Source organism: Aliiroseovarius sp. ABM4_368 (assembly GCF_056161205.1).
In genome coordinates this window covers 399227-424574 of the sequence record NZ_JBSWYR010000003.1, presented here as the reverse complement: position 1 = coordinate 424574, position 25348 = coordinate 399227, and the positions used below count along the sequence as shown (strand labels likewise).

The window sequence follows — 25348 nt, the reverse complement described above, 5'->3', positions numbered from 1 at the left end:
ACCGCGAAGGGCAGGGCGCGTCACCCGTAGATTACGGGGAAAAGCGTGGCAACCAGCAGCAGGGCCATGGTGACGTTGAAGGCACGTAAGCGTGCTGGGTTGGTTAGGATCACGCGGATTTTTTGCCCCAATACGGTCCAAGTGGACACAGACGGCAAGTTCACCGCGCCAAAGATCACAGCCACCAGAATAACTGCCCCCATGTCGCGCGTAGGGGCATAGACGCTGATCGCGGTCAGCGCCATGGCCCAAGCTTTTGGGTTCACCCATTGAAAGGCCGAAGCTTGCAGGAAGGTCATGGGCGTGCCACCCGCCTTGCCTGTGCCGGGCTCGGACGCGCGGGCGATTTTCCAAGCGAGCCACAAAAGATAAGCGACGCTGCCCGCTTTTAAAACCGTGTAGCTGACCGGGTAGAGGTCAAAGAGCTGCATAAGCCCCGCGCCCACCAACACCACCATCAACGTGAATCCTAACGCGACGCCCAGCATATGCGGGATCGTCCGCGCAAAGCCGAAATTCGCGCCTGAGGCCATTAGCATCAGGTTGTTCGGCCCCGGCGTGATCGAGGACACAAAGGCGAAGGCGACAAGCGCAAGAAGAAGATCGTAGGTCATATGTAATTATTGCATTGAGATGGCGCATCTGAATTGCAAAGTTGTGCTGGTTTTGGTTATCTTCACAATAAATGACGAAGCAAGATCGTATAACGCAACAAATATTGCATGAGCTTTCGAAGGATGGCCGTCTGCCCAACACCGAATTGGCGGATCGAGTCGGCCTGTCGCCCTCGGCCTGTTTGCGGCGTGTGCAAGAGTTAGAGCGGCAGGGCGTGATCACCGGATATCGGGCGGTGCTAGATCCCGTGGCAATGGGCGTAGGTTTTGTGGCCTATGTGACGGTCGGCTTGAAGGATCATACTAAGGAAGCACAGGAAGGGTTTGAACGCGCCGTCGCGCGCTATGACGAAGTGCGCGAGTGTCATAATATCACCGGCACCGTGGAATATCTGCTACGGGTCGAGGCAGAAGACCTGATCGCCTATAAGAACTTCCACACCGAAAAACTGGGTACGCTGCCTCAGGTGCATCAACTGGTAACACATGTTGTGATGGGCTCGCCCAAGGATGAGCGGGCCTAGACAAGGGGCTTCGCCACCGCGCCAAAACGCTTTTGACGATCTCCCAGAGTATTTCGGGTCAGAAGAAGGCGGTAAAACGGGCTTTGTCCGGTCGCCCCCTTGCCCCTTGTTAGCTGCTTGCGTTATTGAACCCCGAACAAAGGAACTAGTCGGAGGTCGCCATGGCTGGCCACTCAAAATGGGCAAACATCCAGCACCGTAAGGGTCGTCAGGATAAGTTGCGCTCGAAACTGTTTTCGAAACTCGCCAAAGAGATCACCGTGGCCGCCAAAATGGGCGATCCGGACCCGGACAAGAACCCGCGTCTGCGTCTGGCCGTGAAAGAGGCGAAATCGCAGTCGGTGCCGAAGGACGTGATCGAACGCGCGATCAAGAAGTCGCAAGGTGGCGATGCCGAAAACTATGACGAGATCCGTTATGAAGGCTATGGCCCCAACGGGGTCGCCGTCATCGTCGAGACCATGACTGATAACAAGAACCGCACCGCATCGACCGTGCGGTCGACCTTTACCAAGAACGGTGGGAATTTGGGCGAAACCGGATCGGTGGGTTTCATGTTCGACCGGAAAGGCGAAGTGATCTATCCCGCCGAGGCTGGAGACGCTGACACGGTGATGGAAGCCGCCATCGAAGCTGGTGCAGAGGATTGCGAAAGCGACGAAGGTGGCCACCGTATCGTCTGTGCCGACACGGATCTGAACGAAGTTTCGACTGCATTGGAAGCCGCACTGGGCGAGTCGGAGTCGACCAAACTGATCTGGCAGCCCAACATCACGACCGAGCTGGACCTTGAGAACATGCAAAAGCTGATGAAGCTGGTGGATGCGCTTGAGGATGACGACGACGTGCAGCGCGTCACTACCAATTTCGAAGCCTCGGACGAGGTGATGGCGCAGCTGTAAGCGCGCACTTGGCAAGATTTTTTAGACCCCGGTTCGGTTTTGCCGTGCCGGGGTCTCTTGTTTCTGGATCCAATCCGGTGTCTTGTCGCGAAATGAGCAGCACACAGACTTTGAATCGCCCCGCGCATGGGATCGCATGGATGCTGGCCGCCGGATTTCTGTTCGTCGGTCTGAACGTGCTGGTGAAATATGTAGGCCAAAGCGTGCCGTCGACTCAGGCGGCTTTTCTACGGTTTCTGTTTGGCTTGCTGTTTGTCCTGCCCGCCCTTGTGAAACTGCCGCAGGTGCGGTTTTCACCACTGGTTTGGCGGCTGTTTCTTGTCCGTGGCGTGGTGCATGTTGGGGCGGTTACGTGCTGGTTTTATGCCATGACCCAAATCACCATCGCCGAGGTCACAGCGATGAATTACTTGAACCCCATCTATGTCATGCTGGGCGCGGCTCTGTTCTTGGGCGAGACATTCTCGACCCGCCGTCTTATTGCGGTGGGTGTTGCCTTTCTTGGCGTGCTGATCGTGTTGCGTCCCGGTATGCGCGAGCTGGGAGACGGGCATCTGGCGATGGTCTTCACGGCGATTTTCCTTGGCGCTTCCTATCTGATCGCCAAACGCCTGTCGCAAGACGCCACCGCAGCCCAGATCGTGGCGATGATGTCGGTGACCGTAACCATCGGCCTTCTGCCCGTGGCGTGGTACGTGTGGGAGCCGATCAGCCTTGTCGAAGCCGGTTGGCTGGTGCTGGTGGCATTCTTTGCGACCGCAGGGCATTATGCGATGACCCGCGCTTTTGCTGAGGCTCCGGTGTCTGTCACCCAGCCCGTGACTTTCGTGCAAATCATCTGGGCATCTATGGTTGGCGTCTTCCTGTTTAACGAGCCCATCGACATGTGGGTGGTCATCGGCGCGGGGCTGATCATGGCCGCCGTCACCTATATCACCTGGCGCGAGGCCGTATTGAAACGCCGTGTGACGCCCAATCCGAATGCGACAAAAACATGAAGGGCGCCCGCTGGGGACGCCCTTTGAAGGTCTTTCGGGGATGATCAGTCCGACCAGCTAACGCCCGTCAGGTCATTGGCTTGTGTGGGCGCATTTTCCCACAGCCCATTGATCTTGGCATTCGCCACGCCTGTTTTTGCCAGCTGGAACAAATATCCGTTCACGTAATCATCCGCGATGATCTGTTGGGCCTGTTTGTTCAGCTCGGACCGCATCGCAGGGTCCGAGGTGACGGACAGCTTATCAATCAGCGCTTGGAAGTCCGCGTTTTCATATTGGAAATAATAGTCCGGGCGGGCGTAGATGTTGATGTCTGCGGGCTCGGTATGGCTGACGATGGTCAGGTCGAAATCCTTGCCTTTGAACACTTGTTCGATCCACTGCGCCCATTCGAGGTTCGAGATTTCGGTCTGAATGCCGACTGCACGCAGTTGGGCGGCGATGATCTCGCCTCCGCGGCGGGCATAGGTTGGGGGCGGTAGCATTAGGCGCAAGGTAATCCCCTCGGCGCCTGCTTCCTTCAGCAGGGATTTGGACATTTCAGGATCGAATGCGGATTGGCCGGTCAGATCCACATAGTCCGGGTTATGCGGCGCGAAATGGGTGCCGATGGGCGTGCCGAACCCATGCATTGCGCCGTCGATGATGTCCTGACGATTGATCGCGTGGGCGATGGCCTTGCGCACGCGGACATCCGCCAGCGGCCCAGACTTGTTGTTGGTGGACAGGATCGTTTCGCCTTCGGTCGAGCCGACGATGACGTTGAAGCGGGGGTCGGCTTCGAATTGGGCTAGGGTTTCTTGTGCGGGGAAGTTCGGGAAGGCATCTACGTCACCTGCCATCATGGCCGCAAACGCAGCGTTCGGGTCCGAGATGAACTTGAACGTAGCCGTTGCCAGCGCAGGCGCATCGCCCCAATATGCGTCATTGCGCGCGACCGTCACGTGATCGCCTTTGGCCCATTCAACAAAGGTGAACGGACCAGTGCCGACGGGGTTGGTCGCTGCGTTTTCGATGCTCTCAGACGCGACGATCACAGCATCACCCCATGCCATGTTGAAGGGGAAGTTCCCGTTGGGCGCAGACAGTTTCACCGCGACCGAGGTCGGGCTGATCGCCGTCACGCTTTCGATATCCTTGAACAGCGCTTTCTGTGCGTTGGTCGAATCCTCGGCCCGCGCACGATCGAGTGAGAACACCACATCCTCGGCATCCATCGTGGTGCCGTCGTGGAAGGTAACGCCCTCGCGCAAGGTGAAGGTATAGGTCAGGCCGTCCTCGCTGACCACCCACGCGCTGGCGAGGCCCGGCAGCACTGCACCATCGGGGCCAAACCGGGTCAGGCCCTCGAAAATGTTGGCATAGACGACCTCGTCAATCGCGGCTGCGGCGCCTGCGGTGGGGTCAAGGTTTGGCGGTTCAAGCACCATGCCCAGCGTAATGGCGTCATTGCCTGCCAGCGCGGTTGTTGCCATCAACGCCCAAGCGCCTGCGGAAAGTTTCAGGTTGGTCATCTTGATCCTCCTTACCCGTTCAGCGGGAGATGCCGCCATGAAACGCGGGTTTTTGGGTCAAGGCAAGGGAAAGACGTTCCGTCATTCCCCTTTGAAATTCTGCGCCGCAGCATTATAAACAACGCCAGCGAAGAGGATCAGGGGAGGAGACCATGAGCGCTTCGGCCAAAATTAAGACACCGACTCCGTCGGAAATCCGCGCACGCAAGGGTGAGACGCCCTTGGTGGTGCTGACCGCCTATGCGACGCCGACCGCACAGATGATGGACGCGCATTGCGACATGGTTCTGGTCGGTGACAGCGTAGGCATGGTTGTGCACGGGTTGCCCGACACGTTGGGTGTCACGATGGAGATGATGTGCTTGCATGGTGCTGCCGTGAAGCGCGGTCTGTCGCAGGCCATGATGATCGTAGACATGCCCTTCGGGTCCTATGAAGAAAGCCCTGAACAAGCCTTCCGCAACGCCGCGCGATTGATGCGCGAAACGGGCGCTGCAGCGGTGAAACTGGAAGGAGGCGTGTCGATGGAGGAAACCATCCGCTTCCTGACCAGTCGCTCGATCCCTGTGATGGCGCATGTGGGTCTGACCCCGCAGGCGATCAACACGTTAGGTGGCTATAAGGTGCAGGGCCGGGGTGAAGACCGCGACCGCGTGATGGCCGATGTGAAAGCCGTCGAAGCGGCGGGTGCGTTCTCGGTCGTGTTAGAGAAAGTGCCGGAAAGCCTAGCGAATGAAATCACCGACGCCGTTTCGATCCCGACCATTGGGATTGGGGCTTCGGCACAGTGCGACGGGCAGGTTTTGGTTGTCGATGACATGCTGGGCCTTTTCATGGCCTTCAAGCCCAAGTTTGCCAAGCGCTATGCGACGCTGGGTGAAGACGGCGAAAAAGCCATTGCCAAATATGCTCAAGAGGTGCGAGACCGGAGCTTCCCTGCGCCAGAGCATGTCTTTGCAGATGAGGTCAAAAAGAAATGAAGATCATCCGTTCCAAGGACGAGCTGCGCACACTGCGTCGCAGCTGGATTTTCAAAGGTGAACGGGTGGCCGTGGTGCCGACCATGGGCGCGCTTCATGCAGGCCACCTGTCCTTGGTGGACGAGGCGAAGAAACACGCTGATCGCGTGATCGTTACGATCTTTGTGAACCCTAAACAGTTCAACAATACAGATGATTTGGACAGTTACCCGCGCACCGAAGAAGAGGATGCCGAAAAGCTCGCCCCTTACGATGTGGATGCGCTTTATGCTCCAACGCCTGACCAGATTTACCCTGAAGGGTTTGCCACCAATGTACGCGTGTCGGGTCTGACTGAAGACCTTGAAGGCGCTCACCGTCCCGGCCATTTCGATGGCGTGGCAACCGTGGTGTCGAAGCTGTTCCTGCAATCGCGCGCGGATGTGGCTTGCTTCGGACAGAAGGACTATCAGCAGATGCTTTTGGTCCGTCGCCTGTCTGAAGATTTGGACATCGAGACCGAAGTTATCGGGTGTCCAACAGTGCGCGAAGAGGACGGGTTGGCGATGTCATCGCGCAATGTACGCTTAACCGCGGAAGAGCGTGCTATTGCGCCGGCTCTAAAAGCCGAAATGGACCGGGCTGCCCAGGCCATTCGCCGGGGTGCCGAACCACGCGTCGTTCTGGACAGTGCTAAGGCTCAGATCGAACGGGCAGGGTACAGCAAGGTCGAGTATCTGGAACTGCGCGACGCCGAGACGTTGCAGCCGGTGAAAGACCTTTCGCGTCCTACGCGCCTGTTGGCGGCGGCGATGCTGGGTGATGTGCGGTTGATTGACAATATCGCGGTCTAGGCGTTCGGCTTGGGCTATCCGGCGGTGGTCACGATATGCCCGGCCAGTCCCAATGCAAACCCCAAGATCGCCCCAAGAGGCGGTGACCAGCTGCGCTCGATGCGCAGTTGGGGCGCGATATCTTGAAACATCAGATACAAAATCCCGCCTGCAGCGAACAGCATCAGCCAGCCAAGGACCATTGGCGCCTGTGCTAGTACGGTCATGCCGATCATCGCTGCAATCGGGCCAAGTGGGACCAGCATCAAGAAAAGGACCATGCGGCGGGCGCGGGACAATTGCGTTCCCTCTGCAAGTTCCCTGTCTGCGTTAAACCCTTCGGGCAGGTTCTGCGCAGCGATCAGTGCGGCCAGCAAGACGGCAAGTTGAGGTTCGGCGGTGATGACCGCCCCCAGGGCGATGGTCTCGGGAATGAAGTCCATCAACATGGCCATGAACTGGGCTTTTGACCCGCCTTGGCGTGACAAGCCGATGTCGGCCGCAAGGGCTGCCAGCGCGCCGAGGATTAGGGGGATTACAGCCGAGATCCCGTTTACCCGTTCCAACCCCTCTGGGATCAGCACAAGGGCGACAGCGGACAAAAGCGCCCCCGCGCCGAACGCCATGATCCAATGGTTGGCCTGATCCCGTAACGTGCCAGGGAGCACCCGATCAAACCGCGCAAGCCATGCCCCAAAAGGAATGGCCGCCCCGGCGAGGGCGGCCAATAGAATTGCGTTTTGCAGTTCTGCGATCAAAGCTGACGCTCGACCATCATCTGCTTGATCGAAGCGATTGCCTTGGCTGGGTTCAAGCCTTTTGGGCAAGTCTTCGAGCAGTTCATGATCGTGTGGCAGCGATAGAGCTTGAAGGGGTCTTCCAGCTGGTCCAGACGCTCGCCCGTGGCTTCATCACGTGAATCAATGATCCAGCGATAAGCGTGCAGCAGCGCGGCTGGTCCAAGATAGCGATCACCGTTCCACCAATAGCTCGGGCACGAGGTCGAGCAGCTGGCGCACATCACGCATTCATAGAGACCATCAAGCTTCTTGCGGTCTTCGATGGACTGCTTCCACTCTTTCGCGGGGCGGTTGGTCTTGGTTTCCAACCACGGCATGATGGATGCGTGCTGCGCATAGAAATGCGTCAGGTCCGGGATCAGGTCTTTCACCACCGGCATGTGCGGCAGCGGATAGATCTTCACATCGCCCTTGATCTCGTCCATCCCGTAAATACATGCCAGCGTGTTGATCCCGTCGATGTTCATAGCGCAGGACCCACAGATGCCTTCGCGGCACGAGCGGCGGAAGGTCAGGGTTGGATCAATTTCGTTTTTGATCTTGATCAGCGCGTCCAGAACCATCGGACCACATTTGTCCATGTCCAGGAAATAGGTGTCCACACGGGGGTTTTCACCATCATCCGGGTTCCAGCGATAGATCTGGAACTTGCGGACATTGCTGGCACCCTCGGGCTTGGGCCATGTCTTACCGACGCGAACGGTCGAGTTCTTGGGGAGCTTGAATTGTACCATCTGGCGTCCTCCTTAGAACGTACGCGCTTTGGGCGCGATTTTCTTCAAAGCGATGCCGCCTTCGGCCTCGGTGGTTAGCGGATCAACAACGACTGGACGATAGGACAGGTCAACCTTGTTGCCTTCCACGCGGCTAACAGTGTGGACACGCCACTTCTTGTCATCGCGTTCTGGGAAGTCCTCGTGCGCATGGGCGCCGCGGCTTTCTTCGCGGGCTTCTGCCCCGTGGATGGTTGCCAATGCGTTCGGCATCAGGTTGGCCAGTTCCAGCGTTTCCATCAGGTCCGAGTTCCAGACCAACGAGCGATCGGTCACAGCCAGGTCGTCCATCTTGGCGGCCACGGCGGTCATCTTCTCGACGCCTTCTTTCATCGTCTTGGCGGTACGGAACACGGCAGCGTCAGCCTGCATCGTCTTCTGCATTTCCAGACGCAGATCGGCGGTTGGGACTGCACCACTCGCGTAGCGCAGACCGTCGAAGCGATCAAAGGCTGCGTCAACCGATGCTTGGTTCAGAACCGGGTTGGCGCTGTCCGCGTCTACAACCTTGCCAGCGCGGATCGCAGCGGCGCGGCCGAAGACCACAAGGTCAATCAACGAGTTCGAGCCAAGGCGGTTTGCGCCGTGGACCGATGCACAACCAGCTTCGCCCACGGCCATCAGGCCCGGCACAACGGCGGTCGGATCGTCTTTGGTCGGGTTCAGCACTTCACCCCAATAGTTGGTCGGGATGCCGCCCATGTTGTAGTGAACGGTCGGCAGAACCGGGATCGGTTCTTTGTTCACATCAACACCGGCAAAAATCTTGGCGCTTTCCGAAATGCCGGGCAGGCGTTCGGCCAGAGCCTCGGCAGGAAGGTGGTCAAGGTGCAGGAAGATGTGATCCCCTTCGGGCCCAACACCGCGGCCTTCGCGGATCTCCATTGTCATCGAGCGGGAAACATAGTCGCGCGGGGCAAGGTCTTTATACTGGGGCGCGTAACGCTCCATAAAACGCTCGCCTTCCGAGTTGACCAGATAGCCACCCTCGCCACGTGCACCTTCGGTGATCAGGCAGCCCGAACCATAGATGCCGGTCGGGTGGAACTGAACGAACTCCATGTCCTGCAGGGCCAGACCCGCACGGGCCACCATGCCGCCACCGTCGCCGGTGCAGGTGTGGGCCGAGGTGGCCGAGAAATACGCACGGCCATAGCCGCCCGTGGCCAGCACAACCATCTTCGCGTTGAAGACGTGCATTGTGCCGTCGTCCAGCTTCCAGCAGACGACGCCCTGACATTCACCGTCTTCCGACATGATCAGGTCAATGGCGAAGTATTCAACATAGAATTCAGCGTTGTTCTTCAGCGATTGGCCGTAAAGCGTGTGCAGGATTGCGTGGCCGGTCCGGTCAGCAGCGGCGCAGGTACGCTGTACCGCAGGGCCTTCACCGAATTCGGTGGTGTGGCCGCCGAACGGGCGCTGATAGATCTTACCTTCTTCGGTACGCGAGAAGGGAACGCCATAGTGCTCCAGCTCGTACACCGCTTTCGGTGCCTCGCGGGCCAGATATTCCATCGCATCCGTGTCGCCCAACCAGTCCGAGCCCTTCACGGTGTCGTACATGTGCCATTGCCAGTTGTCTGGGCCCATGTTGGACAGGGACGCGGCGATGCCACCCTGTGCTGCAACAGTGTGCGAGCGGGTCGGGAAAACTTTGGTCACACAAGCAGTGCGCAGACCCTGTTCGGCCATGCCAAGCGTGGCTCGCAGACCAGCGCCACCGGCGCCGACCACGACCACGTCATATTCGTGCGTTTCGTATTCGTAAGCTACAGTCATTTGGCGTATTCCTTCTCGCGCTTTAGGCCAGGGCGAGTTTCAAAAGTGCAAAAAGCGCGGTGGCGATCAGCGTATAGCTGAAGGCCGTCACTGCGATTGAAGCCAGTTTGCCGGCAGTTCCATGCACATAGTCTTCGACGGCCTCGTGAGTTTCCATCATGAAGTGGCGAATGCCGATGACCAAACAGATCGCCATTGCAATTGCCGGAACAGGGCGTGCAAAGAAGCTTTGAACATCTGCGAAGCTTCCGCCAAGTGTCTTGCCGAAAAGGAAGATAAAAAGCGGAACCAAAACGATCAGCAGCACTGAGCTGACAAGCATCTTCCAGTGGTGTTGGGTGCCTTCGCGGCCCGAACCCAAGCCCACGGCGCGTTTGCGGTCGGTCAAATAACGCATGTGCTTCTCCTTAAACGACGAGGGCCGTCAGAACGGCCAACAGGGTTGCGCCGGCAAACATTCCTTTGCCCAGCTTCTCAGCGATATCGATGTCCAGGCAATAGCCAAAGTCCCAGATCACGTGACGCAAGCGGCCCAGCATGTGATACCACAGCGCCCAAGCGGCCAGGAACATCACCAGATCGCCGAACCAGCTGCGCAGCAGGCCGTCAATGAAGCTGAAGGAAGTCTCGGACGTCGCCGCCGCCAGCAACCACCACACAACCAAAGAAGCGCCCCCCAGAAGGGCGATGCCGGTGATGCGTACCATGATTGATGAGATCGACGTGATTTGCGGGCGATAGTAAGGCCCGATCATAAACGGAGAGAGTGGCCGCTTGCCGCGGTTAACATCAGCCATGGCTACTTCCTTTGTCCTGCTTCGGCTTTGCGACAGGAATAGCGCCTTTTGCGGCACTGAGTCACGCAAGAAGCGACCCGAAAACCGGGAAATTTGCGCTAACTGAGGGGTTTTGGGGTTCTTGTGATCACGGTTTTTGTGAATGTGATCACAGAATTGTATGCGGCTGTATTCTGATAGTTTTAGTCGGAATCAACGCATTTCAAGTTGAAGAACTGCCGATGTAATAAACCATCCCTTAGTGCAAAGGCGCCAGAATCTCGTCGATATCCGTGTTGAAATTCACAACATGAAGCCGCGTATCGCCCGTTTCATTCGGAACGCCCAGGGCATAGAAAAAAGACCCGTGGCCCACCGCCTTTCGCGACAAAGCTAGACACTTCTTGCACCATGCCGCCGGTTTCAAGGCGCTGGAGCATGGTCTGGCAGCTGTCAAATCCATTAGGCGCGACCGTTTTGACCTGCGAGAACAAGTTCTCGACGGCTGCTTTGCTGACATCTTCCAAGAACAAAGGAACCATCAGATCGCTGTCATAATCGGCAAAAGCTGCTTTCGTTGCCGCCATAGTGTCGATTTCAACGCCATCATTCAATTCGCATGGCGAGGCGGCAATGCCGGGTGCGGTGGAAAGCGCAAGCGCGATTGCGGCGGGCTTGAAAGGCAATCGAAGCGACATGGGCTGGCTCTCTGAATGAATGAACTGGGGCCACGATACCACGCAGCCCCGGTTGCGTCGTATTTATTTCGGCATCAATGCCCAGTAATCCAGATCCAGCATGACCTCGGGCAGGTATTTGCCGTCTTCACCCTTCAAAGCAAACTCGGGCGCACCGTGTTTGACGGCAACCAGACGCAGACGCACGGCGCCCACGCCGGGGGCGTCGGTGTCGGCTTTGTCCAGCACCTCGGACCACGCGCGGATCGTGTCACCCGAGAAGCAGGGGTTCGCGTGTGCTCCGCCGTTCAAGCCCACGATCATCTGGGCGTTGGCCAAGCCGTTGAAGGACAGCGCGCGGGCCATGGAAATCACGTGGCCGCCATAGATCAGACGCTGACCATCGGGGCGGAAGGTGGCGTCGAAATGGACTTTCGCGGTATTCTGCCACAGGCGCGTGGCCATCATATGTTCGGCCTCTTCGACGGTCACACCGTCTACGTGGTCGATCTTTTCGCCAACCTCGTAGTCGCCCCAGCGATGCGGTTCACCCGCCAGCGTGAAGTCGTAGTCTTCGAAAGACAGCCCCTCGGGGATCGACAGGTCGGATGCGGTCAACACCCCCTTCAACTCGGGGATGACCGTATCCGGCGCGGGGGCGTCCAGATCCCCTTTGCGCACCATCACCCAGCGAACATATTCCATCACCGGCTCGCCCATTTGGTTGAACCCGCTCGTGCGGACCCAGACCACGCCTGACTTCCCGTTCGAATTCTGCTTCAACCCGATCACTTCGGATTGCGATCGCAGCGTGTCGCCGGGATAGACAGGTTTCAGCCAACGACCTTCTGCATAGCCAAGGTTGGCCACAGCGTTCAGCGAGATGTCGGGAACGGTCTTGCCGAACACCACATGGAAGGCGATCAGGTCGTCAATCGGCGATCCTTCCAACCCGCAAGCTCCGGCAAATTCGTCCGACGAATATAACGCGTGGCGGGCAGGATAGAGCGCGTGATACAAGGCGCGTTCGCCCTCGGCCACGGTGCGCGGCACTGCGTGGTCGATCACGTCGCCCAGCTTGTAGTCTTCAAAGAAGCGTCCGGGATTGGTTTTGGCAGCCATCAGTGCTCTCCAAGTTTTGTGTCAGGTGTATAGGTGCCGTCGACCTGTTTGATCACCGCTTGCGCGCAGCGCATCACGCCGGTGGTCGGGTCGTGGGCGTAGGACGGGTCGCCATAAAGCTCCCACCCTTTGTTCAGGGCGTCGGTTACTTTGTGGCAAAAGGCGGATGTGTCATCCTCGGTCAGCAGGCGATAGAGTTTCATGTCACGCACCGAACGGGGACGGGCCGACAAGTCCGTGAATGTATCCGATGACCGCAAGCAGGACAATCGAGGCCACAAAGAACATGGCGTCCTTAGCGATGGTGCCTTTCGGGTTGGGCTTCCATTCGGGCTCGGCGCGGTTGATGACCAGCATCTCAAGCACAGCCCAAACCGTCAGCGCGCCAAACAAGATGAAGGACGCCACATCCGGGTTCACCATGATGTGGGCAACCGCCCAGATGATGAAGCCCGTCAGCATCGGGTGGCGCATCTTGTAAAACAGCGCGCCTTTCGAAGGGCCGGGGCTTGTGAAGTAAAGCGCGATCAGTACCAGCAGGTTGTTCACATGCTTTAATGCAGGCGGATAGGACCACATGTCATAGCTTTCCGTCACGCGATAACCTATCACCATGAACACCACGCCGATCAAGATCAGGGCCGCTGAGAACCCTTTGGCCCGCTGCCCCATGTTTTCATGGGCGCGGGGCAGGGCGCGTTTCCAAAAATGTCCGATATACCACAGGGCGAGACCAGCGATTAGCAGGGTCATGACGAGGTTCCTTCAGATAGGGCCTCAGCCCTCCATCGCGGCGATGGCGTCGGCTTTGGCCAGAATGGATTTTGCCGTCACAACATGCAGGTTTTCGACGATTTTACCATCCACAACTGCGACGCCTTCACCTGATGCTTCGGCTTCCTCGAACGCGGCGATTTGGCGCTGGGCCAGATCGATTTCGGCCTCGGAAGGGGCGAATGCGGCATTGGCGATGTCCAGCTGGGCTGGGTGGATCAGCGTCTTGCCGTCCATGCCCATGTCGCGGCCCTGATCACATTCGGCTTTCAAGCCATCCTCATCCTTGAAGGCGTTATAGACGCCATCCACGATCACGACCCCATGCGCCTTGGCGGCGATCAGGCACATATGCAGACCGCCCATCATCGGCAGACGATCCGCGCGGAAACGGGTGTTCAGCTCTTTCGCTAGATCGTTTGTGCCCATGACGAAGCCCTTCAGGCGGGGATGAGCGGCGATCTCGGCGGCGTTCAGCATGCCGATTGGGGTCTCCATCATCGCCCACAGGTCTACGTCCGGGATCAGCGCGGCCAATTCGTCCAGTTGCGCGGCGGAACCAACTTTCGGCATCAGGATTGCGTCAATGTCGGCACCCACGAAAGCCGCCACATCGTCTTTGCCCCATTCCGTGTCGAACCCGTTGATCCGCACGATCTTGGCGCGGTTGCCATAGCCGCCCTTGTCCAGTTCGGCTTTCAGGATGGCGCGGGCTTCGACTTTGGCGTCGGGGGCGACGGCGTCTTCTAGGTCGAAAATGATGGCATCAGCGGCAAGGCCACGGGCCTTTTCCAATGCGCGCTCTTTCGAGCCGGGGATGTAAAGAACGGAACGATAGGGGCGTGTGGTCATGATTCTGTATCTCCGCAATATTGTTGCGCAAGGGATCACATTTGCGCACCAATTCGCAAGGCAAACTTTGCCGCAATGCAGAAATTTTACGTGGGGTTCACAGTTGCGCCGGGATTGGCGCGCCGCGTTAACCAGTTCTTTGGCCCGTAAGCGCAGGCTTGTTTCATAAGCGCCGAATGACAGGGGGGGCGCGGTTGGCCACGGATGCAACGGGATGCAGTTCGGCGCACGTTGGAACACGGCCTTGATGCCGCCGGTGCGCCGGTTGGCCCGGCAGAACGGCCCAATTGATAGGACAGATCTATGAAGCAGGACATTCTGGCCCTTGGACTTGGTGTCGGTGCAATTCTTCTGACGGCGGGGCAATTGCACGCGCAAGGCGCGGCCCGCTGTGCGGACCGCGACGCTGTGGTGCAACGCCTGACCGAAAACTACGGCGAAACGCGGCAATCCATCGGGCTTGCCTCGGACAGGCAAGTGGTCGAGGTCTACGCCTCGGATGAAACCGGAAGCTGGACGATCACGGTGACCATGGCGAATGGTATGACTTGTCTGGTCGCCGCCGGGCGCGGATTCGAGCGATTGGACGAAGAACTGACCCCGGCGAAACTGGGTGCCCCGGTCTAAGTCAAACCTTCCCAGATCAGTTTCGTTCCGGTCAGGATCAGGAACAGATAGGTGAAGCCAAAAAACAAGCGTTCGGACATTTTGTGATGCAAATGCACGCCGATCCAGACGCCCAGCACGGCAAAGGGGATCAGCAAAAGATCTGCCTTTGCCGTTTGCCATGTGAAGATCCCTAAGGCGAAATAGGGGAAGAACTTCATCAGGTTGATGGCCCAGAAGCAGATGACCGTGGTGGATTGAAACGTGGTTTTGTCCAGCTTTCGAGACAAAAGATACACAGCCGCTGGTGGCCCGCCCGCGTGGCTGATGAAGCTTGTGAAGCCCGCGACCATGCCCCAGAAAGCGCCCAATCGGCTGGACATAGGATGCGCTGCCGGGGCGATCAGCCCATTCGTACGTGCAAGTTGAAACGCCACAAATCCCACCGCAATCAGACCGATCAACAGCCGAAATAGGTCCGGGTTCGCGACAGAATACAACGCCCCTCCGATTGCCACGCCCGGCACCGCGCCTAGCACCAAAGCCCATGCGGATGGCGTATCCCACTTGCGCCAGTATGGCTTCAGCGCGGTCACATCCATCAGCATCAAAAGCGGTAACATCAGGCCAATGGCAGCCCCCGGTTCCAGAATCAGCGCAAGCAAAGGAGTGGCCGCGAACGCCGCCCCTGACCCGAAGCCACCCTTGGAAATCCCGGCGAAGATTACTGCTGGGATGGCGAAGACGAAGAAAGTGAGGTCCAGAACCTCGGGCATGTGACATCCTTCAAAAGGCTGGAAAATGGGCGCTTTAGCGCTATCTCGTGTTGGGTTCGGATGCAAGCTAACTGTGTCGCCGCAGCGCAGCGCTCTTGCGCGAAAGGCTCTTTCCGACTAGGCATGCGCCCGAAAACAACTGATCGGAGATCACACTCATGGCCAGAACCAAGATTGCGCTTATCGGTAGCGGAATGATCGGTGGCACTCTTGCTCACCTCGCTGCACTGAAAGAAATGGGCGACGTTGTCCTTTTCGATATCGCGGACGGCATCCCACAGGGTAAAGCGCTCGACATCGCAGAAAGCGGCCCGGTGGAAGGGTTCGACGCAGACCTGTCGGGCACCACGTCTTACGCCGACATCGCTGGCGCAGACGTCTGCATCGTCACCGCCGGTGTTCCGCGCAAGCCGGGCATGAGCCGCGATGACCTGCTGGGCATCAACTTGAAAGTCATGAAATCGGTTGGCGAAGGCATCAAAGAGCACGCCCCGAACGCGTTCGTGATCTGCATCACCAACCCGCTGGACGCCATGGTTTGGGCTCTGCGCGAGTTCTCGGGCCTGCCTCACAACAAAGTGGTCGGAATGGCTGGCGTTCTGGATTCGGCACGCTTCCGTCACTTCCTTTCGGTTGAATTCGATGTGTCCATGCGCGACGTCACCGCCTTCGTTCTGGGCGGCCACGGCGACACCATGGTTCCGCTGACCCGTTATTCGACTGTTGGTGGCATCCCGCTGCCAGATCTGGTGGAAATGGGCTGGACCAGCCAAGAGAAACTGGACGCCATCGTTCAGCGCACCCGTGACGGCGGCGCCGAGATCGTTGGCCTGTTGAAGACCGGATCGGCTTATTATGCTCCGGCTGCCTCGGCGATCGAAATGGCGCAAGCTTACCTGAACGACCAGAAACGCCTGCTGCCCTGCGCTGCTTACGTTGACGGCCAGTTCGGCCTGGACGGCATGTATGTTGGCGTTCCGACCATCATCGGCGCCAACGGCATCGAGAAAGTCATCGACATCAAGTTGAACAAAGACGAACAAGCCATGTTCGACAAGTCGGTTGATGCGGTGAAAGGCCTGGTTGAAGCCTGTAAGGGCATTGACAGCTCGCTGGCATAAGCCGTTCAAAAGCTCTGAAATTCAAGATGCGCCGCTCGGATCCGGGCGGCGCATTTTTTTTCGCCCTAACTGCGCTGATATTGAATTTGTTCCAGCATCTCGCCCAGAGCCCCTGCATTGATTGCATCAAAGGCTTTAGACGAGAAATCAGGGGTGAATTCGGGAGCGTGGGTTGCGACGGCCTCGGCTATGTCCAGCGGACATTCCATCAACGCATCCCAAGAAAGCAACTTGTCCTGTTGCCTTTGTGTCAGGTGAAACTTCTCGTGATGAAGCTGCACCCCTTCAGACACGGGATCTTGCGCCGCCAGCAAACGCTCGACCGATGCCCTGCGTGACGCGTGCATGGTCTTCAGAAGTGAGGGCCCGGCAATGGCATGGCGCAAGGGTTTCATCATCCAATGACGCGCTGTCATTCCGTCAAAGTGCAAGATCCGCGCTGTTTCAGAGATCAGGTACGGCACGGTGGAACCTTGCCGATCTTCCTTCACCCGATGAATTCCAACGAAGTGTCGATCCGCCAACCGTGCCATGGCCTTGCCAGAACCATGTCCTGACAATCCGTTTTCCAAGTAACGAGATGTCGATCCATATACCTGCTGCACAAGGTGCTTCTCGGATGTGGGCGTGCGAAATAGGCCGTCGAAGATGTTGTCCTCGGGGGTTGTCCAGACGCGCTCGACATTCGGTATGTTCAGCCAGGTTGTTGCACCCGAAAGCTCGGCCTCGATGCCATCTGGCGCCCAAAGATATTCGTCCGCGTCCACGTGCAACAGCCAGTCGGTGCGTTGTTGTTGTGCAATCAGATTGGCATTCAAGGTTTGTCGACGGGTTTGCCAGCCGGGACGGTTTCCATTGCCTATTTCTGCCCAATGATCGGCGTCACAGCGGGTGATTTCAACACCGGGCACCGATGCCAGAATTTCTGCTGCAGGGTCATCGGGGTCGTCGAAGAAAAGGTGCACCGTCTGTGCGCCCATGCTCAGGTGATGACATGCAAAGGCCAGAACAAGTGGCAGCGGTTCGCGGACGGTGGAAACGACGGACCAACTGGGAACAGACATTCTGGAACACTCGAAGCAATGGGTGCATGACGTTATCATCGCGACGAAGATGGCAGCAATAGCAAAGCAGCAAGTGATGCGTGATTGCTGCGGAGATTGGATTGGACTAAAGCGGAGGCGATATGTTGCTTGCTTTCGTTAGGAGCCTCCAGTGACGCTACTTTTCAGTATCCCAGGATGAGGGGTTTGTCTTTGCCGCGACTGGCGCGCAATATCGCGGTTTGGCACAGCGGGCTGCGAGGTCGCTGCGGGCTGTGATGGGGGACGACATCCAGATCGACCTATTCGCGGATGCGCCGGTAGAGGATCCGGTGTTCAATCAGGTCCATATTCTGAAATATGTCGGCACCCGCCCCAAGATGGAGGCCCTGCGCGAAAGCCGTTTTGCTCATACGGTCTATCTGGATTGTGACGTGGTGGCCGTGGCTGACTGCTCGGACATGTTCGCATTGCTTCGGCAGTTTGATTGCATCGGGGCGCATGATCAGTACGGCAATGGCACCGTTCCGATGCATCAGCCTACGCAGGATTTGCCGACCGTATTTCGCCAGATCAACAGCGGTGTGATGGGCATTCGCAAGTCCGAGCAGACGCAGGAATTCCTGCACAGCTGGGAACAGCATATGACCGGCGAGGGCGAGCGCTGGGACCAGCCCGTCCTGCGCGAGCTTTTGTGGAACAGCGATTTGCGGGTCTGGATCCTGCCGCCGGAATACAACCTGATGCACACCGGATACCTGCCTGCGATGGGCAAACGAATGGCCGCGCCGCGCCTTCTGCCCATCACCACGTTGCACGAGATTATCGGCATCGACGAGACGACTGATCAGCCCTTTGACTTGTATGAATTGCTGGGAAAGGGCGCTTTGACTGCGCTGCATGATCTTCTGGGACGCGATCGCACCTTGGGGGCTGCGCCCTCGGCCCGCGACCGGATCGGAGGCCTCCTGCGGCGCTATCCAAAGGTCGAAAAGCGCGCGCGTTCGATCTGGCGTCGCTTGCGGTGAAGCAAGATTCGTAAACGGGCAGGTTTGCCGGATTTTAACGATTTGTGATCACGCATTTTCTGGTGTGATCACAAAATTGGCGTCTTCGCTAGAAATTCGGCCGAAATTGCAGAAAATACTTTTTGCCAAGCGCTTCACCTGTGCATCTTGTTCGGGACCCAATGGACCAACTGGATAGGATGATTTCATGAACATTCATGAATACCAGGCGAAGGCCCTTCTGAAATCCTACGGCGCACCCGTTTCCGACGGCCGCGTTGTACTGAAAGCAGAAGATGCCAAAACCGCCGCAGGTGAACTCGACGGACCGCTTTGGGTGGTCAAAGCACAAATTCACGCAGGTGGCCGCGGCAAAGGTTCCTTCAAGGAAGCTGACGCTGGCGAAAAGGGCGGTGTACGCCTGACCAAGTCGGTGGAAGAAGCCGCTGAAGAAGCCAAGAAGATGCTAGGCCGCACCCTTGTGACCCACCAGACCGGCCCGGCCGGCAAACAGGTGAACCGCATCTATATCGAAGCCGGTTCCGGCATCGAGCGCGAGCTGTATCTGGCTCTGCTGGTTGACCGCCAAACTTCGCGCATTTCGTTCGTTTGCTCGACCGAAGGCGGCATGGACATCGAGGAAGTGGCCGAAGCGACCCCCGACAAGATCCTGAGCTTCTCGGTTGATCCGGCAACGGGCTTCCAAGCTTACCACGGCCGTCGCATTGCATTCTCGCTGGGCCTGGAAGGCGCTCAGGTGAAACAGTGTGTGGCGCTGATGAGCAAGCTGTACCAAGCTTTCGTCGAGAAAGACATGGAGATGCTGGAAATCAACCCGCTGATCGTCACCGATGGCGGCGATCTGAAAGTTCTCGACGCCAAGGTTGGCTTTGACGGAAACGCCATCTATCGCCAGCCTGACATCGCCGAACTGCGCGACGAAACCGAAGAAGACCCGAAAGAGCTGGAAGCGTCGAAATACGACCTGAACTACATCGCTCTGGACGGTGAAATCGGCTGCATGGTGAACGGCGCTGGTCTGGCAATGGCCACCATGGACATCATCAAGCTCTATGGCGCTGAACCGGCCAACTTCCTTGACGTAGGTGGCGGCGCCACCAAAGAGAAAGTGACCGAAGCCTTCAAGATCATCACCTCGGATCCCAACGTAAAGGGCATCCTCGTGAACATCTTCGGCGGCATCATGCGCTGTGACGTCATCGCCGAGGGCGTTGTTGCCGCTGTGAAAGAAGTGGGCCTGCAGGTTCCGCTGGTCGTGCGTCTGGAAGGCACTAATGTGGAAGCCGGTAAAGACATCATCAACAACTCGGACGTTGATGTGATCGCTGCCGACAACCTGTCGGACGGTGCAGAGAAAATCGTGAAAGCGGTGAAAGGCTAAGACAATGGCAGTCCTTATCGACGAAAACACTAAGGTAATTTGTCAGGGCCTAACCGGCTCGCAGGGTACCTTTCACTCGGAACAGGCCATTGCATATGGCACCAAAATGGTCGGCGGTGTCACGCCGGGCAAAGGTGGCCAGACGCATCTGGATCTGCCGATCTTCAACTCGGTTCACGAAGCCAAGCACGTCACCGAAGCCAACGCTTCCGTGATCTATGTGCCGCCGCCCTTCGCAGCGGACTCGATCCTGGAAGCCATCGACGCTGAGATGGAACTGATCGTCTGCATTACCGAAGGCATTCCGGTGCTGGACATGATGCGCGTTCAGCGTGCTCTGGAAGGCTCGGCCTCGCGTCTTGTGGGCCCGAACTGCCCCGGCGTGATCACGCCCGGCGCTTGTAAAATCGGCATCATGCCCGGCCACATTCACCAGCGCGGCAGCGTTGGCGTTGTGTCGCGCTCGGGTACGCTGACCTATGAGGCTGTGAAACAGACCACCGATATCGGTCTGGGCCAGTCGACCGCGGTTGGCATCGGTGGCGACCCGATCAAAGGTACCGAGCACATCGACGTGCTGGACATGTTCCTGGACGACGACGAGACCCAGTCGATCATCATGATCGGTGAAATCGGTGGTTCGGCAGAAGAAGAAGCTGCTGAATTCCTGGCCGAACAGAAGAAGAAAGGCCGCTGGAAGCCGGTCGCTGGCTTCATCGCTGGCCGTACGGCACCTCCGGGCCGCCGCATGGGCCACGCCGGTGCCATCGTTGCTGGCGGCAAAGGCGGTGCCGAAGACAAAATCGAAGCCATGCGCGCCGCTGGAATTGTGGTGGCAGACAGCCCCGCAACGCTGGGCGAGGCCGTGCTGGAAGCGATCGGTAAATAAGACGACCCTCGCGCGCCCTTGAAACACAGGGCGCGCGTTTTCAAATACTCAGGTGATCCCATGAACGACCAGAGCCCCAACGATATCTTTCATGCCTCCAGCTTCATGCAAGGCCACAACGCCGAGTATCTGGAGCAGCTTTATGCTCAGTATGTGAAAGACCCCAACGCGGTTGATGCCGCTTGGCATGCGTTTTTCGCCGAGCTTGGGGACGACGCCCGTGACGTAACCGCCGAGGCCGCTGGCCCCAGCTGGGCGCGCGGTGACTGGCCTCCGATGCCGGATGGGGATCGGGTGCATGCGCTGGACGGTCAATGGCCCGAAGCTCCTGCCGAAGAAGGCAAGGCGGCTGCCAAGAAGATCGAAGCGAAAGCCGCCGAGAAAGGCGTGTCGCTGTCGGATGATCAGGTAAAACGCGCTGTGCTGGACAGTATCCGCGCGCTGATGTTGATCCGTGCCTATCGTATTCGTGGTCACCTTGTTGCGGATCTGGACCCGCTGGGAATGCAGGATCAAACCCCGCATCCCGAGCTGGACCCGGCATCCTATGGCTTCACCGAAGCCGACATGGATCGCCCGATCTTTATCGACAACGTGTTGGGGCTTGAGGTCGCGTCGATCCGCCAGATCCTCGACATCGTGAAGCGCACTTATTGCGGCACTTTTGCCCTGCAATACATGCATATCTCGAACCCGGAAGAGGCCGGCTGGCTGAAAGAACGGATCGAAGGGTTCGACAAAGAAATCCGTTTTACCCAGAACGGGCGCAAGGCGATCCTGAACAAGTTGGTCGAGGCCGAGGGCTTCGAAAAATTCCTGCACGTGAAATACATGGGCACCAAGCGTTTCGGCCTTGATGGTGGCGAAGCGCTGATCCCGGCGATGGAGCAGATCATCAAGCGCGGCGGTCAGCTGGGCCTGAAAGAGATCGTCATCGGTATGCCTCACCGTGGCCGTCTTTCGGTTCTGGCCAACGTGATGCAGAAGCCGTACCGCGCGATCTTTAATGAATTCCAAGGCGGCAGCTTCAAACCAGAAGAAGTCGACGGTTCGGGCGATGTGAAATACCACCTTGGTGCTTCGTCGGATCGTGAATTCGACGACAACAAGGTCCACCTGTCACTGACCGCCAACCCCTCGCACCTTGAGGCGGTGAACCCGGTGGTGCTGGGTAAGGTTCGCGCCAAGCAAGAACAGATGAACGACGTGGATCGCGATCAGGTTCTGCCGATCCTTCTGCATGGCGACGCGGCCTTTGCGGGTCAGGGCGTTGTGGCCGAAGGCTTTGGCCTGTCGGGTCTGGTCGGTCACAAGACCGGCGGTACGATGCATATCGTGGTGAACAACCAGATCGGCTTTACCACCGCACCGCATTTCAGCCGCTCGTCGCCCTATCCGACGGACATCGCGCTTATGGTGGAAGCTCCGATTTTCCACGTGAATGGTGACGACCCGGAAGCCGTAGTGCACGCTGCTCGCGTCGCGACCGAGTTCCGCCAGAAATTCCACAAAGACGTGGTTCTGGACATCTTCTGCTATCGCCGGTTTGGTCACAACGAAGGCGACGAGCCGATGTTCACCAACCCGATGATGTACAAAAACATCAAGAAGCATAAGACGACGTTGCAGCTGTATACCGAGCGTCTGGTCAAGGACGGCCTGATCCCAGAAGGCGAAATCGAGGACATGAAAGCGGCTTTCCAGGCCCACATGAACGAAGAATTTGATGCTGGGAAGAACTATAAGCCTAACAAGGCCGACTGGCTGGACGGGCGCTGGTCGCATCTGGACACCAACAGCGACGAATATCAGCGCGGCAAGACCGATATCACAACCGAGACCTTCAACGAAGTTGGCAAAGCTCTGTCGACGGCACCGGAAAACTTCCCGATGCACAAGACGGTTGGGCGACTTTTGGACGCCAAAGCTAAGATGTTCGAAAGCGGCACCGGCTTTGACTGGGCGACCGCAGAGGCACTGGCCTTTGGCTCGCTTTTGACCGAAGGGTTCCCGGTGCGTTTGTCCGGTCAGGACTGTACCCGCGGCACGTTTAGCCAGCGCCACTCGGGCCTTGTGAACCAAGAGAACGAAGAGCGTTACTATCCGCTGAACAACATCCGCGAAGGTCAGGCCCATTACGAGGTCATCGACTCGATGCTGTCGGAATATGCGGTTCTGGGCTTTGAATACGGCTATTCGCTGGCCGAACCGAACGCGTTGGTGATGTGGGAAGCCCAGTTTGGCGACTTTGCCAACGGCGCGCAGATCATGTTCGACCAGTTCATCTCGTCCGGTGAATCGAAATGGCTGCGCATGTCAGGCCTGACCGTCCTTCTGCCGCATGGCTTCGAAGGGCAGGGACCCGAGCACAGCTCGGCCCGTTTGGAACGTTTCCTGCAAATGTGTGGTGGCGACAACTGGATCGTGGCGAATTGCTCGACCCCGGCCAACTATTTCCACATCCTGCGCCGTCAGTTGCACCGTGGGTACCGTAAGCCGCTGATCCTGATGACGCCGAAATCGCTTCTGCGCCATAAGCTTTGCGTGTCGGACGCCAAGGACTTTACCGAAGGCTCCAGCTTCCACCGCGTGTTGTGGGACGATGCGGATCGCGAAAACGGCACCGGCCGGTCCGAGGCCAAGCTGGTCAAGGATGACAAGATCAAGCGCGTCGTCATGTGCTCGGGCAAGGTTTACTACGACCTGCTGGAAGAGCGCGACAAGCGCGGCATCGACGATATCTATATCCTGCGTCTTGAGCAGTTCTATCCGTTCCCGGCCATGTCCTGTGTGAAAGAGCTTGAGCGCTTCAAGCAGGCGGAAATCGTCTGGTGTCAGGAAGAGCCGAAAAACCAAGGGTCTTGGTCCTTCGTTGAACCGAATATCGAATGGGTACTGACCCGCATCGGCGCGAAACATACGCGTCCGGTTTATGCTGGTCGTGCCGCCGCGGCATCGCCCGCAACGGGTCTGGCATCGGCCCACAAAGCACAACAAGAAGCGCTGGTTGATGCCGCGCTGACCATTGAAGGGAAATAAGCCATGAGCATTGAAGTACGTGTCCCCACGCTGGGCGAAAGCGTGACCGAAGCCACGGTCGCAACATGGTTCAAGAAACCCGGCGACGCCGTTGCCGTTGACGAAATGCTCTGCGAGCTGGAAACCGACAAAGTTACCGTCGAAGTGCCGTCACCTGCTGCTGGTACGCTGGGCGAGATCGTTGCCGCCGAAGGTGAAACCGTTGGTGTTGACGCCCTGCTGGCCATGATCGGCGAAGGCGAGGGCGCTGCCCCGGCACCCGCCGCTGCTGCTGAAGCCGCACCTGCTGCTGCCCCTGTTGGCGATGCCGGTCAGGCCGTGGATGTCATGGTTCCTGCGCTGGGCGAAAGCGTTTCGGAAGCAACCGTTTCGACCTGGTTCAAACAGGTTGGTGACGCTGTCGCACAAGACGAAATGCTGTGCGAGTTGGAAACCGACAAGGTGTCGGTCGAGGTGCCCGCCCCCGCCGCTGGCGTTCTTGCCGAGATCCTGGCCCCAGAAGGCTCTACCGTTGACGCGTCGGCCAAACTGGCAGTTCTGTCGTCTGGCGGTGCTGTTGCCGCCGCACCGGCTGCTGCGCCTGCCGCGACTGCTGCACCTGCGGCGGCTGGAAAGGACGTGGAAGACGCACCTTCGGCCAAGAAGGCGATGGCAGAAGCTGGCCTGAACCCTGCCGACGTGCAAGGCACAGGCCGCGATGGCCGCGTGATGAAGCATGACGTTGCTGCTGCCTTGGCCGCACCGAAAGCTGCCGCGCCTGTCGCTGCTCCGGCTGCCCCGCGCGCTGCCGGTGACGCATCGCGTGAGGAACGCGTGAAGATGACGCGCCTGCGTCAGACCATCGCGCGCCGCCTGAAAGACAGCCAGAACACAGCCGCCATGCTGACCACCTATAACGAGGTGGACATGACCGAGGTGATGGCCCTGCGCAACGAATACAAAGCCGAGTTCGAAAAGAAGCACGGCGTGCGTCTGGGCTTCATGTCTTTCTTCACCAAGGCCTGCTGCCACGCGCTGAAAGAGGTGCCCGAGGTGAATGCCGAAATCGACGGCACCGACATCGTGTACAAAAACTACGTGAACATGGGTGTTGCCGCGGGCACGCCCACGGGTCTTGTGGTGCCGGTCATCAACGATGCGGACGCCATGTCCTTCGCCGCGATTGAAAAAGCGATTGCCGAGAAGGGACGCAAAGCCCGTGACGGTAAGTTGTCGATGGAAGAAATGCAGGGCGGCACCTTCACCATCTCGAACGGTGGTGTCTATGGCTCGCTGATGTCCTCGCCGATCCTGAACCCGCCGCAGTCGGGCATCCTTGGGATGCACAAAATCCAGGACCGCCCGATGGCGATCAACGGAGAGGTCGTCATCCGCCCGATGATGTATCTGGCGCTGAGCTATGACCACCGCATCGTTGACGGCAAGGGCGCCGTGACCTTCCTTGTGCGCGTGAAAGAAGCGCTGGAAGATCCGCGTCGCCTGTTGATGGATCTGTAACAAAGACGAGGCGCCGCAACCAACGCGGCGCCTTACTTTCTTGCCAAAAATATCCCGGGGTGGTGACA

At 58.2% G+C, this 25348-nt stretch carries 26 protein-coding genes; 12 read left to right on the top strand and 14 right to left on the bottom strand.

All coding sequences use genetic code 11. The features are described 5' to 3' along the window. Nucleotides 1-20 precede the first annotated feature (20 nt). Nucleotides 21-614 (bottom strand): LysE family translocator, encoded by a 594-nt coding sequence (locus ACXAH3_RS11405; protein WP_474862204.1) that lies wholly within the window; start codon nucleotides 612-614, stop codon nucleotides 21-23. Between the two features lie 71 nt (nucleotides 615-685). Here ACXAH3_RS11405 and ACXAH3_RS11400 point away from each other — a divergent pair, with 71 nt between their 5' ends. From ACXAH3_RS11400 to ACXAH3_RS11390, 3 genes are all read left to right on the top strand, one after another. Continuing rightward, nucleotides 686-1138, top strand: coding sequence for an Lrp/AsnC family transcriptional regulator (locus ACXAH3_RS11400; RefSeq protein WP_474862203.1), 453 nt, complete (start codon nucleotides 686-688; stop codon nucleotides 1136-1138). Nucleotides 1139-1299: 161 nt separating this feature from the next. Continuing rightward, the gene (locus ACXAH3_RS11395) at nucleotides 1300-2040 is read left to right on the top strand and encodes a YebC/PmpR family DNA-binding transcriptional regulator (protein ID WP_474862202.1); all 741 of its coding nucleotides are present in this window, start codon (nucleotides 1300-1302) and stop codon (nucleotides 2038-2040) included. A 92-nt stretch (nucleotides 2041-2132) separates the two neighbouring features. Next, nucleotides 2133-3038 (top strand): DMT family transporter, encoded by a 906-nt coding sequence (locus ACXAH3_RS11390; protein ID WP_474862201.1) that lies wholly within the window; start codon nucleotides 2133-2135, stop codon nucleotides 3036-3038. Nucleotides 3039-3082: 44 nt separating this feature from the next. Here ACXAH3_RS11390 and ACXAH3_RS11385 read toward each other — a convergent pair whose 3' ends face one another. Next, nucleotides 3083-4552 (bottom strand): ABC transporter substrate-binding protein, encoded by a 1470-nt coding sequence (locus ACXAH3_RS11385; RefSeq protein ID WP_474862200.1) that lies wholly within the window; start codon nucleotides 4550-4552, stop codon nucleotides 3083-3085. 152 nt (nucleotides 4553-4704) lie between these two features. On the opposite strand from ACXAH3_RS11385, the gene panB reads away from it, so the two are divergent. Continuing rightward, a complete protein-coding gene (panB, locus tag ACXAH3_RS11380) occupies nucleotides 4705-5532 on the top strand; it encodes a 3-methyl-2-oxobutanoate hydroxymethyltransferase (RefSeq protein WP_474862199.1) in 828 nt (275 codons plus the stop codon). Then, on the top strand, nucleotides 5529-6365 hold the full coding sequence (panC, locus tag ACXAH3_RS11375; protein WP_474862198.1) for a pantoate--beta-alanine ligase: 837 nt from the start codon (nucleotides 5529-5531) through the stop codon (nucleotides 6363-6365). The genes panB and panC overlap by 4 nt, the downstream gene beginning before the upstream one ends. Before the next feature lie 14 nt (nucleotides 6366-6379). On the opposite strand, the gene ACXAH3_RS11370 is transcribed toward panC, so the two are convergent. The 10 genes from ACXAH3_RS11370 to ACXAH3_RS11325 all read right to left on the bottom strand — a co-directional run bounded on the left by ACXAH3_RS11370 (nucleotide 6380) and on the right by ACXAH3_RS11325 (nucleotide 13900). Further along, nucleotides 6380-7102, bottom strand: coding sequence for a ZIP family metal transporter (locus tag ACXAH3_RS11370; protein ID WP_474862197.1), 723 nt, complete (start codon nucleotides 7100-7102; stop codon nucleotides 6380-6382). Continuing rightward, a complete protein-coding gene (locus ACXAH3_RS11365; protein WP_474862196.1) occupies nucleotides 7099-7878 on the bottom strand; it encodes a succinate dehydrogenase iron-sulfur subunit in 780 nt (259 codons plus the stop codon). Before ACXAH3_RS11365 ends, ACXAH3_RS11370 begins: the two co-directional genes overlap by 4 nt. 12 nt (nucleotides 7879-7890) lie before the next feature. Next, entirely contained in the window at nucleotides 7891-9699 is a 1809-nt protein-coding gene (gene sdhA / locus ACXAH3_RS11360) for a succinate dehydrogenase flavoprotein subunit (protein WP_474862195.1), read from the bottom strand. A gap of 22 nt (nucleotides 9700-9721) precedes the next feature. After that, on the bottom strand, nucleotides 9722-10096 hold the full coding sequence (gene sdhD, locus ACXAH3_RS11355) for a succinate dehydrogenase, hydrophobic membrane anchor protein (RefSeq protein ID WP_474862194.1): 375 nt from the start codon (nucleotides 10094-10096) through the stop codon (nucleotides 9722-9724). A 10-nt stretch (nucleotides 10097-10106) separates the two neighbouring features. Beyond that, a complete protein-coding gene (gene sdhC / locus ACXAH3_RS11350) occupies nucleotides 10107-10496 on the bottom strand; it encodes a succinate dehydrogenase, cytochrome b556 subunit (protein WP_474862193.1) in 390 nt (129 codons plus the stop codon). A 311-nt stretch (nucleotides 10497-10807) separates the two neighbouring features. Continuing rightward, a complete protein-coding gene (locus tag ACXAH3_RS11345) occupies nucleotides 10808-11173 on the bottom strand; it encodes a hypothetical protein (RefSeq protein ID WP_474862192.1) in 366 nt (121 codons plus the stop codon). Nucleotides 11174-11236: 63 nt separating this feature from the next. After that, the gene (locus ACXAH3_RS11340) at nucleotides 11237-12274 is read right to left on the bottom strand and encodes a MaoC family dehydratase (protein WP_474862191.1); all 1038 of its coding nucleotides are present in this window, start codon (nucleotides 12272-12274) and stop codon (nucleotides 11237-11239) included. Further along, on the bottom strand, nucleotides 12274-12477 hold the full coding sequence (locus ACXAH3_RS11335; RefSeq protein WP_474862190.1) for a DUF1737 domain-containing protein: 204 nt from the start codon (nucleotides 12475-12477) through the stop codon (nucleotides 12274-12276). Before ACXAH3_RS11335 ends, ACXAH3_RS11340 begins: the two co-directional genes overlap by 1 nt. Before the next feature lies 1 nt (nucleotide 12478). Beyond that, nucleotides 12479-13027, bottom strand: a complete 549-nt coding sequence (locus tag ACXAH3_RS11330; RefSeq protein ID WP_474862189.1) for an NnrU family protein — start codon at nucleotides 13025-13027, stop codon at nucleotides 12479-12481. 24 nt (nucleotides 13028-13051) lie between these two features. Further along, a complete protein-coding gene (locus tag ACXAH3_RS11325) occupies nucleotides 13052-13900 on the bottom strand; it encodes an HpcH/HpaI aldolase/citrate lyase family protein (protein ID WP_474862188.1) in 849 nt (282 codons plus the stop codon). Between the two features lie 303 nt (nucleotides 13901-14203). Between ACXAH3_RS11325 and ACXAH3_RS11320 the strand changes: the two genes are divergently transcribed. Further along, nucleotides 14204-14527: a hypothetical protein gene (locus tag ACXAH3_RS11320; protein WP_474862187.1), complete on the top strand. Its 324-nt coding sequence runs from the start codon at nucleotides 14204-14206 to the stop codon at nucleotides 14525-14527. Here ACXAH3_RS11320 and ACXAH3_RS11315 read toward each other — a convergent pair. Further along, nucleotides 14524-15282 (bottom strand): sulfite exporter TauE/SafE family protein, encoded by a 759-nt coding sequence (locus ACXAH3_RS11315; protein WP_474862186.1) that lies wholly within the window; start codon nucleotides 15280-15282, stop codon nucleotides 14524-14526. The two genes, ACXAH3_RS11320 and ACXAH3_RS11315, sit on opposite strands and share 4 nt — an antisense overlap. Nucleotides 15283-15440: 158 nt before the next feature. Here ACXAH3_RS11315 and mdh point away from each other — a divergent pair, with 158 nt between their 5' ends. Continuing rightward, nucleotides 15441-16403 carry a malate dehydrogenase gene (gene mdh, locus ACXAH3_RS11310; RefSeq protein WP_474862185.1) on the top strand — a complete coding sequence of 321 codons (963 nt, stop codon included), beginning with the start codon at nucleotides 15441-15443 and terminating at the stop codon, nucleotides 16401-16403. 65 nt (nucleotides 16404-16468) lie between these two features. Here mdh and ACXAH3_RS11305 read toward each other — a convergent pair whose 3' ends face one another. Further along, the gene (locus ACXAH3_RS11305; protein WP_474862184.1) at nucleotides 16469-17467 is read right to left on the bottom strand and encodes a glycosyltransferase family 2 protein; all 999 of its coding nucleotides are present in this window, start codon (nucleotides 17465-17467) and stop codon (nucleotides 16469-16471) included. Nucleotides 17468-17724: 257 nt separating this feature from the next. Between ACXAH3_RS11305 and ACXAH3_RS11300 the strand changes: the two genes are divergently transcribed. The 5 genes from ACXAH3_RS11300 (at nucleotide 17725) to odhB (ending at nucleotide 25280) form a co-directional block, all read left to right on the top strand. After that, on the top strand, nucleotides 17725-18474 hold the full coding sequence (locus ACXAH3_RS11300; RefSeq protein WP_474862183.1) for a putative nucleotide-diphospho-sugar transferase: 750 nt from the start codon (nucleotides 17725-17727) through the stop codon (nucleotides 18472-18474). Nucleotides 18475-18661: 187 nt separating this feature from the next. After that, nucleotides 18662-19855, top strand: a complete 1194-nt coding sequence (gene sucC / locus ACXAH3_RS11295) for an ADP-forming succinate--CoA ligase subunit beta (protein WP_474862182.1) — start codon at nucleotides 18662-18664, stop codon at nucleotides 19853-19855. A 4-nt stretch (nucleotides 19856-19859) separates the two neighbouring features. Further along, nucleotides 19860-20744 carry a succinate--CoA ligase subunit alpha gene (gene sucD, locus ACXAH3_RS11290; protein ID WP_108857213.1) on the top strand — a complete coding sequence of 295 codons (885 nt, stop codon included), beginning with the start codon at nucleotides 19860-19862 and terminating at the stop codon, nucleotides 20742-20744. A 60-nt stretch (nucleotides 20745-20804) separates the two neighbouring features. Continuing rightward, nucleotides 20805-23783, top strand: coding sequence for a 2-oxoglutarate dehydrogenase E1 component (locus tag ACXAH3_RS11285; protein WP_474862181.1), 2979 nt, complete (start codon nucleotides 20805-20807; stop codon nucleotides 23781-23783). Nucleotides 23784-23786: 3 nt separating this feature from the next. Continuing rightward, on the top strand, nucleotides 23787-25280 hold the full coding sequence (gene odhB, locus ACXAH3_RS11280) for a 2-oxoglutarate dehydrogenase complex dihydrolipoyllysine-residue succinyltransferase (RefSeq protein WP_474862180.1): 1494 nt from the start codon (nucleotides 23787-23789) through the stop codon (nucleotides 25278-25280). Nucleotides 25281-25348 lie beyond the last annotated feature (68 nt).